The sequence below is a fragment of the Lysobacter claricitrinus genome, assembly GCF_045866565.1.
Classification (GTDB): domain Bacteria; phylum Pseudomonadota; class Gammaproteobacteria; order Xanthomonadales; family Xanthomonadaceae; genus Cognatilysobacter; species Cognatilysobacter claricitrinus.
In genome coordinates, this window is the sequence record NZ_BAAFZV010000002.1 from 1,142,279 (window position 1) to 1,158,449 (window position 16,171).

Here is a 16,171-nt window from a genome sequence, read left to right on the forward strand (position 1 = left end):
TTCGCGACGTCGAAAAAAATTTCAACCGGGCGCAACCCCATTGCGTCCGCAGGCTCGTTTGTATCGGCACCGACCACCGAGGAGCCGGCCATGCAGACGATCCCCGCACCCCGCGTCCAGCTCGATCCCACCCGCATCGCGTCCATCAGCGGCGCGATCGCGGTGAACGGGCTCCTATTGCTGCTGTTGGTTGCGCCGATGGCGCCCGTCATGCGCGCGGTAACGGACAGCACGACGACCATCGTTGATCCGATCGTTCGACGTCCGCCGCCGCCACCTCCGCCGCCCATCAAGGACCCGCCGATCCGCACCGCGATCCAGAACACGCCGACGCCGGTAATCCACCAACCCACCCATGTCGTCGATCCGCCTCCGCTGGCGCTCGACGATCCGCAGCCCGGCGACACGGTCGCGCAGCAGCCGACGTCGGAAACGCTCGTCGCCGACAACGGCAATATCGCGCCGGCGGACGACGGCACGCCGCTCGCCGGTGCGCATCTCGAATACGCGAGCAACCCCGCGCCGTCGTATCCGTCGTCGTCGTTGCGCGCGAACGAACAGGGCACGGTGATGCTCGAGGTGCTGGTCGACGTCGACGGAAAGCCGATCGAGGTCAGGATCGCGCGCAGCAGCGGCTACCGCGCACTCGATCTCGCGGCGCGTCGGCAGGTGCTGGCGAACTGGATGTTCCGTCCGGCCATGCGCAATGGCCAGCCGGTGCAGGCGATCGGCATGGTGCCGGTCGAGTTCCACCTCGACTGATGCACAACGCGAACCCGCATCCCTTCACCGGGGGTGCGGGTTTCGCGCGTCATGCGCTTCACACGAGTAATTCGCCGCGCAGACAGTCGATACGCTTGGCAAAAACGCGGCGACGCCCGCTGCGCCCGACAAACCGCTCGCGTAGCGCGATCAAGCCCGGTGATACGGATGATTGGCCAGCAGCGCAGCCGCGCGATAAAGCTGCTCTGCCACGACAAGACGAACGATCATGTGCGGCAGCGTGAGCGGACCGAGCGACCATGACTCGTCCGCGCGCTGCAGCACTTCCGGCGGATGGCCTTCCGGGCCACCGATGAGAAACGCGAGGTCACGTCCCTGCCCGCGCCAGTGTTCGAGGCGCTGCGCGAGTTGCTCGGAACTGTAACCGCGGCCGCGGCCGTCCAGCGTCACCACCCACGCGTTGCGCGGGATCGCCGCCAGCACGCGCGCGCCTTCGTCGGACTGCGCACGTGCGGCGTCGCGGCCCTTGCCGCGCAGGCCGGGCTCGACCTCGACAAGATCGAACGGCAGCGAATGCGAAAGACGCTTGCGGTATTCGGCGAAGCCTTCGGCTACCCAGGCAGGCGCGCGCTCGCCGACGGCGATCAGGCGCGCCTTCATGCGCGATGCGTCAGCGCGATGGACCCGAGCGACGCGCGACGTCGAACTCGTCGGCGTCGTCCTCGAAGCTCAGCGGTTCTTCGTCGGGAATCGACTCGCCGCCGAGATGGCCGTGCGCAAGCTCGTCCATGCGATCCGGCGGCTCGTCGCCCACCGTCCACAGGCGCTCGAGCGCGTAGAACTCGCGAACGCGCGGCAGCATGACGTGCACGATCACGTCGCCGAGGTCGACCAGCACCCATTCGGCCTCGCGTTCGCCTTCCACGCCCAACGGCATGACGTCGAGCCGCTGCTTGGAGAACTTCACCACTTCGTCGGCGATCGACTTCACGTGCCGCGTCGAGGTACCGGACGCGATCACCATGTAGTCGGTGACCGAACTCTTGCCGCGTACGTCGATCTCGACCACGTCGCGCGCCTTCAGCTCCTCGACCGCATCGCGAACGGTGCGGAGCACATCGTCCACCGACGGCGGCGGGGTCGGCATGCGGGTCTTGATGACGTGGGCTTCGGTACTCAAGTGGCGCGGCTCCTGTTCGGTGAAGAGCAAGTATAGGGACTAGGCTGGAAGGGCCCGTGCATACAGCCGGTGACGGTCGATGTAGGCGGCGACGGGCGGCGCGACCTGCGTCATCCACGTGCCGTCGCCGGATGCGATGCGCCGGCGGATATCGGTCGACGATTCGGTGCGCGGCGGCTCCATCGGCAACAGCGCGAGACCCCCAGCGGGCGCATCGAGCAACGCGGAAAGCGGCTGCAGGCGCGCGTCGATCGTGCGCGCCAGCTCGCCGTCGATGTTCGCGAAACCGGCGGGATCCAGCGAAAATCCCGGTCGCCCGGCCGCGAGCACATGCGCGACGTCGAACAATTCGCGCCAGCGGTGCCAGCGATGCAGCTGCGCCAGCGAGTCGGCGCCGATCACCCAGATCACGGGCGCCGCGTCGCCGACTTCGGCACGGACCTCGTGCAATGTATCGATGCTGTACGACGGAATGTCGCGCGACAGCTCGCGCCGATCGACGCGTAACCCGCGCTCACCGGCGACGGCAAGCTCGACCATGCGCGAGCGGTGCGCGGTGTCGGCGTGCGTCGCGTCCTTATGCGGTGGATCGGCCGCGGGAACGAGGTGGACGTCGACGCCCAATGCATCGCGAACCGCGCATGCGACGGCGACATGGCCGCGGTGGATCGGGTCGAAGGTGCCGCCGTAGCCGACCCAGGCGCGCATCGTCACCCGGCGGCCAGCAGGCGCGTGGCGCCGCGTTCGGCGAGCGCCACCATCAGGCGTTCCAGCGCGACCCACGCGTCGCCCGGCGCGCGGCCCTTCGCGATGCGATCAACCAGTCCCGCCTGTACCAGCATCGCTTCCCACGCTGCCGGCGAATGTCGTTGCAGTGCGCGTCGATACATGGGCTGCTTGGCGTCCCATACCCGCTGCGCCTTGAACGCCGCGACGAGGTTTCCGCCCTTCGCGTTGACCTGCGCCAGCGCGGCCCCGCGCTGCAGTTCCATCACGATCATGCCCAGCAGCGCCGGCACCGCCTCGCCTTCGGCGCGCAGGCCAGCGAGCACGCGCACGACCTGCGCGGGCTGGCCGTTCATTGCCGCGTCGATCAGGCGGAACACGTCGTAGCGCGAGGCATCGGCGACGAGCGATTGCAGCGTCTCGAGCGTGAGCGGTCGCCCGCCGCGCGGTGCGTCCGGCGCGTCACGGAACAGCAGCGCGAGTTTTTCGATTTCCTGTGCGGCCGCCAGCAGGTTGCCCTCGACGCGCTCGGCGAGATGCAGCACGGCATCGCGATCGGGCGAAAATCCGCGCGACCGCAGGCGCCGGTCCACCCAACCCGCGAGTTCATGCGGCTTCACCGGCCACGCGACGGCCACGCGACCAATGCGAGCGATGGCCTGGCTCCAGTCGCCGCCATGACTGCGGCTCCAGTCTTCGCAGGTGACCAGCAGCACGACATCCGGCGAAGGATTCGCGCAGAACTCGGCGATCACCTTCGCGCCCTCCTTGCCCGGCTTGCCGCTGGGCAGGCGCAGCTCGATCAGGCGACGCGAGGCGAACAGGCTGGGCGCGTTGAACGACGCCGACATGCCATCCCAGTCGGGCTCGCGCTGACCCGCGCCGGCTTCGAAGACTTCACGCTCGGCGATGCCGTCGCGACGCGCAGCCGCGCGAACCGCGTCGGCGGCTTCGAGCACGAGAAGCGGTTCGGCGCCCGCGATCAGGTAGGCCGGCTTGAGCGGCCCGGACTCGAGCTGGGCGACCAGCTGTTCGGGCGAGAGTTCCACGTTTCGGAAATCAGCCGCCGGAGCGGGCGCCGGTCTGGTCCGCCGGATTCGGCGTGATGGTCGGCGCCGGCACCGGCTGCAGCGGCTTGATCGGGCCACCCAGCTTCAGCACCGCCTCGATGCGGCGAAGCATCGAGAACGCCATTTCGCGACGCAGCTCCTTCGCCAGCGTTTCGCGCTCGCCTTCCGAGCCGATCGCATTGGTCGGGTTCGACACGTAGTCGCGCGCGAGTTCGATGGTCTGCCGCGGAACCACGACGTTTCCGCCCGAATCGCGCAGCTCGAAGATCACCGCGTAGCGCAGGCTGAATTCCTGCGAGCGACCGAGTGCGTCGACGCTGATCGGCGTATCGCCCCACTGCTCGGCCAGGATGTCCAGCACCGCGCCGTTGCCGCCTTCGCGGATGACGGTGAGGCCGGCGCGCTCGACCGACTGCGCGATCGACTCCGCGAGCGGGCTGTAGCGGTCTGCCGAAACCACCCGCAGCGGGCTCAGTTCGGTCGGGATCGCGACGCGTTCGCGCAGATGGAAACCGCAGCCCGTCAGGGCGAGGACAAGGACGGCGGACACGAGGCGTCGGATCATGCGGGGGAGTCTGGACGAGGCGGCGGCGGGCGGCAATAGCGGCAGGTCGCGCGTCCACGTGGCGTGCACGTGGGCGCGATCGGTCAGCCGGCGACGATGTTGACGATCTTGCCCGGCACGACGATGACCTTGCGCACCATCTGGCCTTCGAGGAACTTCGCTACGCCCGGCTCGGCCAGCGCCGCGGCCTCGACCGCTTCGCGCGGCGCATTCACCGCGGCCTCGATGGTGCCGCGCAGCTTGCCGTTGACCTGCACCGCCAGCGTCACCGCATCGCGCACCAGCGCGGCCGGATCGGCCTGCGGGAACGGAACGTCCTCGATCAGCACTTCGGCATGGCCCAGCGCCTGCCACAGCGCATGGCAGACATGCGGCGTCACCGGATTGAGCAGCAGCACCATGGACTGCAGCGCTTCGTGGCGCACCGCGCGGCCCTGGTCGCTCATGTCGTCGAACTTGGACACCGCGTTGAGCAGTTCCATCAGCGAGGCGATCGCCGTGTTGAACGCGTGGCGACGCCCGTAGTCGTCGCCCACTTTCTGGATCGTCTCGTGCAGCTGGCGACGCAGCGTCTTCTGCGCGGCATCGAGCTGCAACGGATCGACTTCCGGATGGTCCGGCTGCGATACATGGGTGATCACCTCGCGCCAGAACCGGCGCAGGAAGCGCGCCATGCCTTCGACGCCGGCCTCGTTCCACTCCAGCGACTGCTCGGGCGGCGCGGCGAACATCGAGAACAGGCGCACGGTGTCGGCGCCGAACTTCGCGACCATCGTCTGCGGATCGACACCGTTGTTCTTCGACTTCGACATCTTCTCGGTGCCGCCGATCTGCACGCGGCCGCCGTCGACCTTGCTGTGCGCGCCGATGATCTTGCCGCGCTCGTCGCGGTCGATCTCGACGTCGGCTGGGTTGATCCAGTCCTTCGCGCCGTTCTCGAGCTCTCGATAGAACGTGTCGGCGATGACCATGCCCTGCGTCAGCAGATTGGTGGCCGGTTCGTTGCCGTCCACCAGGCCCGCGTCGCGCATGAGGCGGTGGTAGAAGCGGAAATACAGCAGATGCAGGATGGCGTGCTCGATGCCGCCGATGTACTGGTCGACCGGCAGCCAGTACTTCGCGCGTTCGTCAACCTGCGTGCCGGCACCTGGCGACGTGTAGCGCGCGTAGTACCAGCTCGATTCCATGAACGTGTCGAAGGTGTCGGTTTCGCGTTCGGCGGCCGCGCCGCACTGCGGGCACGAGGTCTTGCGCCATTCCGGGTCGGACTTGATCGGCGACGCGACGCCGCTGAACGCGACGTCCTCCGGCAGCACGACCGGCAACTGGTCTTCGGGCACCGGCATGGCGCCGCACGACGCGCAGTAGATGACCGGGATGGGGCAACCCCAATAGCGCTGGCGGCTCACGCCCCAGTCGCGCAGGCGGAAGTTGACGCGGCGACGGCCACGGCCTTCGGCCTCGAGCTTCCTGGCGAGGTGCTCGAAAGCTTCGGCGTACTCCATGCCGTCGAGTTCGTCGGAGTTGACGATCCAGCCCTTCTCGGTCCACGCACCCTCGTCGAGGATGGCGCGCTCGAATGCATCGACCACCTCAACGGCCGCACGCGTTTCGTACGGATCGGACGGCGCGTGCTCGCCGAGCGCGACCGTCATCGGATCGTCGTGGCGCGCGAGATGCTTGGCGGCTTCGAGGATGGCGTCACGCACGTCGTTCGGCGCGATCACCATGCGGATCGGCAGGTCGTACGACTTCGCGAACGCCCAGTCGCGCTCGTCATGGCCCGGCACGCCCATTACCGCGCCGGTGCCGTAGTTCATCAGCACGAAGTTGGCGACGAACACCGGCAGCTCTTCACCGCTGATCGGATGCACCGCGCGCAGGCCGGTGTCCATGCCGCGCTTTTCCTGCGTCTCGAGTTCGGCTTCGGACACGCCGCCGCGGCGCAGCTCGGCGATGAACGCCGCGAGGTCGCCATTGAATTCGGCCGCCTGCGTCGCGAGCGGATGTTCCGCCGCGATCGAAACGAAGGTGACACCCATCAGCGTGTCCGGACGCGTGGTGAACACGGTCAGCGGCTCGAGCGCCTCGCCCTTCGGCGAACGCACGTCGAAGCGGATCTCGAGCCCTTCCGAGCGCCCGATCCAGTTGCGCTGCATGGTTTTCACGGCGTCGGGCCAGCCCGGAAGCGTGTCGAGACCGTCGAGCAGCTCCTGCGCGTAGTCGGTGATCTTGAGGAACCACTGCGGGATCTCGCGCTTCTCGACCACCGCGCCGGTGCGCCAGCCGCGGCCGTCGATCACCTGCTCGTTGGCGAGCACCGTCTGGTCGACCGGGTCCCAGTTGACGACGCTGTTCTTGCGGTACGCCAGGCCCTTCTTCATCAGGCGCACGAACATGCGCTGCTCGTGCACGTAGTACGACGGCTGGCAGGTGGCGAATTCGCGCGACCAGTCGATGGCGTAACCCATCTGCTGCAGCTGCGCCTTCATGTGCGCGATGTTCGCGTAGGTCCACTTGGCCGGCGCGGTGTTGTTCTTGATCGCCGCGTTCTCGGCAGGCAGGCCGAAGGCGTCCCAGCCCATCGGCTGCATGACGTTGTGGCCGGCCATGCGCTTGTAGCGGCTGATGACGTCGCCGATCGTGTAGTTGCGAACGTGGCCCATGTGCAGCGCGCCGGACGGGTACGGCAGCATCGACAGGCAGTAGTACTTGGGCTTGGCAGATGACTCGTCGACTTCGAACGCGCGCGTCCGGTCCCAGAACGCCTGCGCGGCGGACTCGACGGAGCCGGGCTCGTAGGCGCGCGGCTCGGAGCTGGAAGATGTGACGTCGGTCGCGTTGGGGGAAGACACGAGGTGGGGTCCGGAAACGGGCGGGCGGTCGAAAAGCCTATCGCAGTGCACAAACGCGCGTCACGCCGACGGTCCGCCCGGCACGCCGCTTGCTAGATTGCGCATACCCCGCGTCGCGATGGCCTGATGCCCGCTTCCCTGCCCCGACCCGTCATCCGCCGCTTCCCGGTCCTGATCGCCCTGCTGGGGGCGCTACTGGCCGTGACGGGCGTGATGGTCTGGGGCATCCGTTCGTTCGACGCCAGCGCGCGCTGGGTCAACCACACCTACGAGGTGCTGGGGCAGATCGAATCCGTCCGTGCGGCGCTGGACGCGACGGAGTCGACGGCGCGCGGCTACCGGCTGACGCACGACCCTCGCCTCGAGAACGACTACGCGACCCATCGGCCGCGGGCGCAGGCGCGCGCGGACGCGCTGGTGCGGCTGGTCGAGGACAACCCGGACCAGAACCGCCGCGCGCAGGCGCTGCAGGCGCTGGTGACGCGGCGGCTCGCGGAAATCGAGCAGGCGACCGAGTTGCAGCGGGCCGGTCGCACCGACGTCGCCAACCGGCTGATGCTCGACCGCGGCCTCGCAACGAACGCCGACATCGAGCGCGTCGCCGGCGACATGGCGCGGGTGGAGCGCAGGCTCCTGACCGAGCGCTCGGCCGCCAGCGTACGGGAGTCGCTGCGGCTCACCATCTTCGTCGTCGCCGGCATGCTGCTGTCGGTAGCGATGCTGATCGTGCTGCTGGTGATGATCGGCCGCGAGACGCGACGTTCCAAACGCCTCGAACGCGAGGCTCGCGACGCACTGGTCACGCTCGAGGCGTCGATCGAACAGCGCGAGCTGCTGGCGGAACAACGACGCGTGCTCGCCGCATTCGCGGGGCTGCTGCACAGCTGCCAGACCGCCGAGGAAGCGCTCGACGTCGCCGGCAACGCGCTCGCGCAGCTGGTACCGAACGGCGCAGGCGTCTGCTACCTGATGCGTGCGTCGCAGAACCTGCTCGAATTGCATGCGTTGTTCGGCACGCACGGCAGCGAATATCCGGACGCCATGCGCCCCGAGCAGTGCTGGGCGCTGCGTCGCGGCAGCCTGCACCTGTACGACCCGGCCAGGCCCACCGCGCGATGCGAACACCTGCACGACCTCACGCCCGAGCAGGCCTGCGGCGTGTGCGTACCGCTGACCTCACAGGGCACCACGCTCGGCCTGCTGCACGTCGGCAGCCGGCTCGACGCGCCGCTCAGCGACATCGAACTCGCCGCGGTCGAATCGGTCGCCGAGCACCTCGGCGTCGTGCTCTACAGCCTCGACCTGCGCGAAAGCCTGCGCGTGCAGTCGCTTCGCGATCCGCTCACCGGCCTGTACAACCGTCGCTATCTCGAGGAAAGCTTGCCGCGCGAGATGGAACGCTGCGAGCGGCGCGGACGGCCGTTGTCGGTGCTGATGGTCGATGTCGACTACTTCAAGCGATTCAACGACGAGCACGGCCACGGCGCCGGCGATGCGTTGCTCACCAAGATCGGCCAGGTGCTGGCGGCGGTGACGCGCGGCGAGGACATCGCCTGCCGTTACGGCGGCGAGGAATTCACCATCGTCATGCCGGAAGCCGGCCTCGAGCAGGCGGCGATGCGCGCCGAGCAGATCCGCCTTGCAATCGCCGAGGCGTCGATCACCTACATGCGCCGCGAACTCGGCCCGGTGACTGCGTCGATCGGCGTGCATGAATTGCAGGTCGGGCTGGATACGCCGGAAACGCTGCTGGCCACCGCCGATCGCGCCCTGTACGCAGCGAAGGCGCAGGGCCGCAATCGCGTGCTGCGCGCGACGCTGCCGTCCGTGCGCGGCGACGGGCTGCCCGGCGACCTGCGCGCGTGATCCAATCGGCGGCGGCGTTTCGACAGCCGTCCATCCCCACGATTTTCCGGAAGCATTCCCGCATGAGCATCGCCGTTCCGCAGCACCGCCGTGTCGCCAAGACAGAGACGTCGGCATGATCATCGGCGAATGGGTGGGCTATGCGGCGGCGACGCTGACGACGCTGTCGTTCCTGCCGCAGGCGATCAAGACGATCCGCACGCGTGACACCAGCGGCATCTCGCTCGGGATGTACGTGGTGTTCACCGTGGGCGTCGCGTGCTGGTTCTGCTACGGCATCGTGCTGATGTCGTGGCCGATGATCGTGTCGAACCTGCTCACGCTGGGTCTGTCGGCGACGATCCTCGCGCTGAAGCTGCGCCACGGCTAGGCGGCGCGCACAGGATCGTCGCGACGAACCAGGCGGCGAACGCGACGCGCTGCGACAGCCCGACCGGGACCAGCCCGGGCAGGATCAGCGCGAACAGCAGCGTCGCCAGCGCGTACGCGAACACCATCCACGAGCGCGACGCATGTCGCGTGCCGCGCATTCCGATGCCGAGCATCGCCGCACCGGCGACGAAGGCGACCCACCACAACGTCCACGTCGCCGCATGCGCGCGACTGGCCGCGGCGAGCAGGTCGCTGGAGTCGAGCGGCAGCAGGCCGAACGCGGCGAACGCGAGCGCGGCGATGGTCATCGACTGCACGCCGAGGCGCGCGACGAAACGCGCCTGGCCCATCCGCGCACGCAACGCCTGCAGCGCGAACACCGCAAGCAGACCTGGCACGACGAACGCGAGCATGTTGAACGCGAGCGCATGCGGTACGCCGCTCGCGCCGAGCGCCGCGACCGGATGCCGCAGGTTCGAAAACCCTTCGTACAGGGCGCCGAAACCCGCGACGGACACCGCGAACAGCAGGGCCGCGACGAGCGCGGCGGCGAGCGGAAGACTGACGGATCGTTGCATCGCGCCATGCTAGCGTGCGCGCCTTGCGGAGACGGGGCCGCGTCCCCATCTCCCGGGCAATTCCAGGAGCCACCATGACCGCCGACGCGAACCCGCACGTCTTCGACGCCACCGCCGACACCTTCCAGGACACCGTGCTGCAGCGCTCGCTGCAGGTGCCGGTGCTGGTCGATTTCTGGGCCGAGTGGTGCGGGCCGTGCAAACAGCTCGGCCCGGTGCTGGAGAAGCTCGCCGCCGAATACAACGGCGCGTTCCTGCTGGCCAAGGTCGACGTCGACAAGGAGCAGCAGCTCGCCGCCGCGTTCCAGGTGCGCTCGATCCCGACCGTCTACCTGGTCAAGGATGGCCAGCTGGCCGATGGTTTCCCGGGCGTGATCCCGGAAGGCACGCTGCGCGAGTTCCTGAAGACGCACGGCATCGAACCGCTCGCCGCGGCCGAGCCGGAACCGCCGGCCGACGAGCCCGCCCTCGACCCGCACGCCGACGTCGTGCGCCTGCGCGGCGAGGTTGCCGCCAAGCCCGAGGACGACGCGCTCAAGCTCGATCTCGCGCTCGCCCTTCTGCGCACCGGCGCCACGCACGAAGCCGAACAGCTGCTCGACGCGCTGCCCGCCAACCTCGCCACCGACGACCGCACCGAGCGCGCCCGCGCGCACCTGCGCCTGCTCGCCACCGCGAACGACGCGCCGCCGGCCGACGTGCTGGAGGCCGCGATCGCCGCCGATCCGGGCGACCTCCGCGCCCGCCACCTGCTGGCCGCGCAACGCCTGCTGGGCGGACGCGAGGAGGACGGCCTGGAGCACCTGATCGAAATGCTGCGGCGCGATCGACAGTACGAAGACGGTCTCGCCCGCCGCACGCTGATCGACGCGTTCCGCGTGGCGCAGGACGACGACCTCGTCGGCCGCTACCGCCGCAGGATGTCGTCGCTGCTGTTCTGACCGGCGGCCGACGCACGTGGAAAACCACCCCGACGTCGCCCGACGTCCCAGCGGAATGACGCCTTGAACGCGCAGATCATCGGCGCGCGCAGCCTGCGCCACGTCCTGAACCTGTGGCCGCCCTTCCTGGCCACCGGCATCCACGTGACCCACCTGGCGGACGACTGGCGCCACGCGAGGGTCGAGTTGCGCCTGCGCCCGTGGAACCGCAACGCGGTCGGCACGCATTTCGGTGGCAGCCTGTTCGCGATGACCGACCCGTTCTGGATGCTGCTGGTCATGCGCGGCATGGGCCGCGACTACTTCGTCTGGGACCGCGCCGGCGAGATCGATTTCGACAAACCCGGGCGCGGCGTGGTCCATGCCGAGTTCCGCGTCGACGATGCCCTGCTCGACGACATCCGCGCCCAGACCGCGGACGGCGCCAAGCACCTTCGCTGGTTCGAGACGCCGGTGATCGATGCCGACGGCCAGACCGTCGCACGCGTTCGCAAACAGCTCTACGTGCGGCGCAAGCCGGGCCGCTGATCACGTTTCGCCGGGCGCGCGGCCTTCGCGGCACGCGTCCGGCCCTATATGCTCGGGCCGGCATGGACGAGCACACGCCCGCCGACGCCACCGTCGACTCATTCCCGCAGATCAACGGGTATCGCCTGCTGCGCCAGCTGGGCCGTGGCGGCATGTCGACGGTCTACCTCGCCGAACAGGCGGCGCTCGGCCGCGAGGTCGCGCTGAAGGTGATGGCGCCGCAGGCGCTGGCCGACGAGGTGAGCCGTCGCCGTTTCGAGAACGAGGTCCGCACGATCGCGCGGCTCGAGCATCCGCACATCGTCCGCATCCACGAACTCGGCCGCACCAAGGACGGGCTGCCCTACTACTCGATGCCGCACCTGGCGCGCGGCCATCTAGGCGACGTCGATTTCACCCGAGATGAGGCTGGCGCGGTGGAGATCGCGACCGCGCTGCTCGCCGCGCTCGAATACGCGCATTCGCGCGGCGTCGTGCATCGCGACGTCAAACCCGAGAACGTGCTGTTCGACGACGCCGGTCGTCCGCTGCTGGCCGATTTCGGCATCGCGCTGCGCCGCGGCTTCGGCCCGCGCGTCACCACCGCGGGCCTCGCGGTCGGCAGCACCGCCTACATGGCGCCGGAACAGGCGCGCGGCGAGGACGTGGACGGTCGCGCCGACCTCTACAGCCTCGGCGTCGTGCTGTGGGAAATGCTCGCCGGGCGGCTCCCGTACGAAGCCGGCGACGCGCTGTCGATGGCCATCGCGCATGCGCAACAACCGATTCCGAAGTTGCCCGCGCACCTGCGCCACTGGCAGCGCTTCATGTATCGCGCCTTGTCGAAGTCGGCGGACTCGCGCTTCCAGAATGCCGCCGAGATGCGCGACGCCATGCTCGCCGTGCGTCCACCGCGCTGGTTGCCGGCGTGGGATCGCGTGCGTGGCGTGCTGACCAGCCCGGCTGCGCGCTGGGGCGCGGGCATCGTCGTGCTCGGCCTGATCGGCTGGGGCGTGGCGTCGGTATGGCCTCGTGGGGGCCGCGACGGCTTCTTCCACGCGCCGAATGCGGTGCGTTCCGAGCCGTCGGACGTGCTCGGGCCGGATCCTACCGACCGCATGCTCGAACCGCTGCCGGGCGCCGACATCGAGATGGCGGTGTCGCGCGCCCGCACGCAGATCGCGCGCAACGCGCTGACCACGCCCGACAACGACAGCGCACTCGCCACCGTACTCGCCGCGTGGACCGACAACCCGAACGATCCGCGCGTCGTCGAGATCGCGGGCGAACTCGCCACCGCATTGCGCGCGCGCACCGTCGCTGCCATCCGCGCCAACGATGACGCCCGAGCCCGCGATCTCTCCGGCCACGGCGAGCAGCTCGCACGCGCCATCGGCCAGCATCCGGACGCAACGCCCGCGCCGGCCGATGTGCAGAAGGCACTGCGCACGCGCTTCGACGACGCGCTCAAGCACAACGACCGCAAGCGCGCGCAACAGGCACTCGTGCTCGCGCGCGACCTGCGCCTCGCCCCGACCGAGCTTGCGCGCTGGACGCGCGAGGCGAATGGCATCGAGGGTTCACCGCGCGCGGTGGTCGGTGACGAAGTGGCGGACCTGGATCGCGGCAACGTATCGCCGCGCCCGGTGACGCGCGCCGAATACCAGCGTTTCGTCGAAGCCACGCATCGCGCACCGGCGCTGTGCCGCGAGCGGGCGTCGCTGCTTCGCGTGTTCTCGCCGCGTACGTGGCAGTCGCCCGGCTTCGCGCAGGGCCCGAACGACGCGGTGGTCTGCGTCTCGCTGCAGGACGCCGAGTCCTACGCGAACTGGCTCGGCACGCAGGCGGGCGGTCGCTTCCGCCTGCCCTCGTCGTCCGAATCCGCGCGTTCCGGCGCCGACGTCGGCGGCCGCGCGATCAGCCTGTGGCTGCGCGACTGCGGCGGAAGCTGCGTCGAACGCATGGTCACCGCGCATTCGTGGCGCGGCCGCACCGCGCAGGAAGCGCTCACCGCCAATCGCGGCTACGACGACGTCGGCTTCCGCCTGATACGCGAACGCTGAGCGGCCCGCGGCCTACAATCGCCGCATGGGCACAACCAACCTGCAGCGACTCTTCCTCACCGGCCTGCTCACCCTCCTGCCGATCTGGCTGACGTGGGTGGTGGTCAAGTTCGTATTCGTGCTGCTGTCGGACATCAGCCGTCCACTGATCGGCCCCGGCCTGCAGAGCGTCGCGGACACGTACCAGGGCTTCCAGTGGGTGGCCGCGCCGTGGGTGCAGAACGGGCTAGCGCTGCTGGCGACGATCGCCGTGATCCTGATGTCGGGAATGATGGCGCGGCGCGTGTTCGGCCAGCGCCTGCTGCGATGGTTCGAAGCGCTGGTCAAGCGCATTCCGTTCGCCAACATCATCTACGGCAGCGCACGCCAGCTGCTCGACATCCTGCAGACCAAGCCGGACGGCACGCAGCGCGTGGTGCTGGTCGATTTTCCGAACGCGCACATGAAGTCCATCGGCTTCGTCACCCGCGTGCTGCGCGAACAGGGCACGGGACGCGAGCTCGCGGCGGTGTACGTGCCGACCACGCCGAACCCGACATCCGGCTATCTCGAAATCGTGCCGATCGAGAAGATCACGCCGACCGACTGGACGGTCGACCAGGCGATGAGCTTCATCATTTCCGGCGGCGCGGTGTCACCCGAAACCATTCCGTTCTCGGCACCGGCGAAGGACACGCCATGAAACGCGCGCTCGTAGGGTTGCTCGCCATCGCGCTCGCACCCGCCGCGTTCGCGCAGCCGAAACTGGTGCCGCAACGCATCACGCTCGACGACGGCGCGTCGTTCGAGCTGCGTATTCCGTCGGGCTACCGGCTCGACCCGGTCCTGCAGGGCCTGCATCGCGTGCGCTTCTTCGCGCGTGATCCGCGCGGCCGCCTGCTCGTCACCGACATGCACGATCTCACTGACAACCGCAAAGGCCAGCTGCTCATGCTCGGGCACGCGGACGCGGCGACCGGCCACTTTCCCGCGCCGACCGTGATGCTCGACGGCCTGCGCAATCCCAACAGCATCGCGTTCCACATCGACGCCAACTTCCACACGTGGCTGTACCTGGCACTGACGCAGGCGCTGGTGCGCTATCCGTACGACGTCGCGAACGGCCGGATTTCCGGCCAACCCGAAACCCTGGCGACATTTCCCGACTACGGCCTCAGCTACAAGTACGGCGGCTGGCACCTCACCCGCACCGTGCTGGTCGAACGCGACGGCACCGCACTCGTGTCGATCGGCAGCAGCTGCAATGCCTGCGTCGAGAAGGAAGCCGTGCGCGCGAGCATCGTTGCCATCGCGCCGGACGGCACGCAGCGCACCATCGCACGCGGCCTGCGCAACGCGGTCGGGCTCGTGCGCGACGGCGATGCACTGATCGCGACGAATCAGGGCGCCGACCATCTCGGCCTGAATCGCCCGGACGAAACCATGTACCGCATCGTCGACGGCATGGATGCCGGCTGGCCGTACTGCTACAGCGACGCCGGCCGCGTTCGCGCCGATCCGAAATTCCCGCGCAGATCGGGTTGCAGCGCCGTCGCGACGCCACTCGCGCATTTCCCGGCGCATGCATCGGCGCTCGGCGTGCTGCCGATGCCGGCAAACAGCGACAAGGACGACGTGCTCGCGAACCACTACATCGTCGCCCTGCACGGCTCGACCAATGAACGCATCGGTCACGGCTACATGCTGGTACGCGTCAGCCGCGACGGCCGCAGCGTCGAGCCGCTGATCACCGGTTTCCTCGACGGCCGAACGGTGAACGGCCGCCCGGCCGGACTGATCGACGATGGCGCGGAAGGCCTCTACTTCAGCGACGACCGCAAGGGCGTCATCTACCACCTCCGGAAGATGCAATGAGCGCGACATCCGTCGACGACATGCCGCCACTGGACGCTGCGACACGGGACCCGTCGCCCGACGGCACACCGCACGTGCTCGCGGATCGCGCGGTCCGGCTGTTCATTGGCCTCGCGGCGTTGTTCTGCGTCAACACGGTGCTGGCCGAGTTCATCGGCGTGAAGATCTTCGCGCTGGAAGACACGCTCGGCGTCAAGCCGTTCGAATGGCACCTGTTTGGTCAGAACGGCTCGTTGAGCTTCACCGCCGGCACGCTGTTGTGGCCGATCGTGTTCCTGATGACCGACGTCATCAACGAGTTCTACGGTCGACGCGGGGTGCGCATCATCTCGCTGCTCGCTGCCGCGCTGATCGTCTACGGCTTCGCGTTCGCATTCGCGGCGATCTCGCTGGCGCCCGCGGGCTGGTGGGTGGGCGCGGCGAAGTCACAAGGTGTGTCGGACTACCAGGCCGCGTTCTCCGCGGTGTTCGGCCAGGGCATGTGGACGATCGCGGGTTCGCTCGTCGCGTTCCTGCTCGGGCAATTCATCGACGTCGCGGTGTTCCACCGCATCCGCCGCGCCACCGGGCATCGCGCGATCTGGCTGCGCTCCACCGGCTCGACCGCGGTGTCGCAACTGGTCGACAGCTTCGTCGTGCTCTACATCGCCTTCGTGCTCGGACCCCAGCACTGGCCGATCGGCCTGTTCCTCGCCGTGAGCACGGTCAACTACGCCTACAAGATGCTCGCGGCCGTCGCGATGATCCCGCTGATCTACGCGATGAAGAACGCGATGGTGCGATTCCTCGGCACCGAACGCGCCGACGAGCTGCGCCGGCAGGCGGCGACCTGACGGAAGGCGGTGCGTCCATGACTTCCGACCGGCGATAG

15 protein-coding genes and 1 pseudogene are annotated in these 16,171 nt (G+C 68.8%); 9 read left to right on the top strand and 7 right to left on the bottom strand.

Annotation, left to right across the window (positions count from 1 at the left end; genetic code table 11):
- The first annotated feature begins 90 nt into the window (after nucleotides 1-90).
- Nucleotides 91-762: an energy transducer TonB gene (locus ACKTTN_RS10110; RefSeq protein ID WP_407909716.1), complete on the top strand. Its 672-nt coding sequence runs from the start codon at nucleotides 91-93 to the stop codon at nucleotides 760-762.
- Nucleotides 763-912: 150 nt separating this feature from the next.
- Here the strand turns inward: ACKTTN_RS10110 and rlmH are convergent, their stop codons facing one another.
- The 6 genes and pseudogenes from rlmH to leuS form a co-directional block, all read right to left on the bottom strand.
- Nucleotides 913-1,383, bottom strand: coding sequence for a 23S rRNA (pseudouridine(1915)-N(3))-methyltransferase RlmH (gene rlmH / locus ACKTTN_RS10115; RefSeq protein ID WP_407909717.1), 471 nt, complete (start codon nucleotides 1,381-1,383; stop codon nucleotides 913-915).
- Between the two features lie 121 nt (nucleotides 1,384-1,504).
- Nucleotides 1,505-1,870, bottom strand: a pseudogene (gene rsfS / locus ACKTTN_RS10120) (ribosome silencing factor); the annotation flags it as partial.
- 72 nt (nucleotides 1,871-1,942) lie between these two features.
- Nucleotides 1,943-2,611 (bottom strand): nicotinate-nucleotide adenylyltransferase, encoded by a 669-nt coding sequence (gene nadD / locus ACKTTN_RS10125; RefSeq protein WP_407909718.1) that lies wholly within the window; start codon nucleotides 2,609-2,611, stop codon nucleotides 1,943-1,945.
- A 2-nt stretch (nucleotides 2,612-2,613) separates the two neighbouring features.
- Nucleotides 2,614-3,678 carry a DNA polymerase III subunit delta gene (gene holA / locus ACKTTN_RS10130; RefSeq protein WP_407909719.1) on the bottom strand — a complete coding sequence of 355 codons (1,065 nt, stop codon included), beginning with the start codon at nucleotides 3,676-3,678 and terminating at the stop codon, nucleotides 2,614-2,616.
- 10 nt (nucleotides 3,679-3,688) lie between these two features.
- The gene (locus ACKTTN_RS10135) at nucleotides 3,689-4,264 is read right to left on the bottom strand and encodes an LPS-assembly lipoprotein LptE (protein ID WP_407909720.1); all 576 of its coding nucleotides are present in this window, start codon (nucleotides 4,262-4,264) and stop codon (nucleotides 3,689-3,691) included.
- Between the two features lie 83 nt (nucleotides 4,265-4,347).
- Complete coding sequence (gene leuS / locus ACKTTN_RS10140) at nucleotides 4,348-7,119, bottom strand: leucine--tRNA ligase (protein ID WP_407909721.1); 2,772 nt, start codon at nucleotides 7,117-7,119, stop codon at nucleotides 4,348-4,350.
- A gap of 126 nt (nucleotides 7,120-7,245) precedes the next feature.
- Between leuS and ACKTTN_RS10145 the strand changes: the two genes are divergently transcribed.
- Nucleotides 7,246-8,985 carry a sensor domain-containing diguanylate cyclase gene (locus ACKTTN_RS10145; protein WP_407909722.1) on the top strand — a complete coding sequence of 580 codons (1,740 nt, stop codon included), beginning with the start codon at nucleotides 7,246-7,248 and terminating at the stop codon, nucleotides 8,983-8,985.
- A gap of 115 nt (nucleotides 8,986-9,100) precedes the next feature.
- Nucleotides 9,101-9,355 carry a SemiSWEET transporter gene (locus ACKTTN_RS10150; RefSeq protein ID WP_407909723.1) on the top strand — a complete coding sequence of 85 codons (255 nt, stop codon included), beginning with the start codon at nucleotides 9,101-9,103 and terminating at the stop codon, nucleotides 9,353-9,355.
- Here ACKTTN_RS10150 and ACKTTN_RS10155 read toward each other — a convergent pair.
- Entirely contained in the window at nucleotides 9,303-9,935 is a 633-nt protein-coding gene (locus ACKTTN_RS10155; RefSeq protein WP_407909724.1) for a DUF998 domain-containing protein, read from the bottom strand. The genes ACKTTN_RS10150 and ACKTTN_RS10155 overlap by 53 nt on opposite strands.
- Before the next feature lie 74 nt (nucleotides 9,936-10,009).
- On the opposite strand from ACKTTN_RS10155, the gene trxA reads away from it, so the two are divergent.
- The 6 genes from trxA to ACKTTN_RS10185 all read left to right on the top strand — a co-directional run bounded on the left by trxA (nucleotide 10,010) and on the right by ACKTTN_RS10185 (nucleotide 16,133).
- Nucleotides 10,010-10,876 carry a thioredoxin gene (gene trxA / locus ACKTTN_RS10160; RefSeq protein WP_407909725.1) on the top strand — a complete coding sequence of 289 codons (867 nt, stop codon included), beginning with the start codon at nucleotides 10,010-10,012 and terminating at the stop codon, nucleotides 10,874-10,876.
- Nucleotides 10,877-10,954: 78 nt separating this feature from the next.
- The gene (locus ACKTTN_RS10165) at nucleotides 10,955-11,404 is read left to right on the top strand and encodes a DUF4442 domain-containing protein (protein ID WP_407910064.1); all 450 of its coding nucleotides are present in this window, start codon (nucleotides 10,955-10,957) and stop codon (nucleotides 11,402-11,404) included.
- A gap of 62 nt (nucleotides 11,405-11,466) precedes the next feature.
- Nucleotides 11,467-13,446 carry a bifunctional serine/threonine-protein kinase/formylglycine-generating enzyme family protein gene (locus tag ACKTTN_RS10170; protein WP_407909726.1) on the top strand — a complete coding sequence of 660 codons (1,980 nt, stop codon included), beginning with the start codon at nucleotides 11,467-11,469 and terminating at the stop codon, nucleotides 13,444-13,446.
- 25 nt (nucleotides 13,447-13,471) lie between these two features.
- Nucleotides 13,472-14,128, top strand: a complete 657-nt coding sequence (locus tag ACKTTN_RS10175) for a DUF502 domain-containing protein (RefSeq protein ID WP_407909727.1) — start codon at nucleotides 13,472-13,474, stop codon at nucleotides 14,126-14,128.
- Complete coding sequence (locus ACKTTN_RS10180) at nucleotides 14,125-15,300, top strand: PQQ-dependent sugar dehydrogenase (protein ID WP_407909728.1); 1,176 nt, start codon at nucleotides 14,125-14,127, stop codon at nucleotides 15,298-15,300. The genes ACKTTN_RS10175 and ACKTTN_RS10180 overlap by 4 nt, the downstream gene beginning before the upstream one ends.
- Before the next feature lie 20 nt (nucleotides 15,301-15,320).
- Nucleotides 15,321-16,133, top strand: coding sequence for a queuosine precursor transporter (locus ACKTTN_RS10185; RefSeq protein ID WP_407910065.1), 813 nt, complete (start codon nucleotides 15,321-15,323; stop codon nucleotides 16,131-16,133).
- The last annotated feature ends 38 nt before the right edge of the window (nucleotides 16,134-16,171 follow it).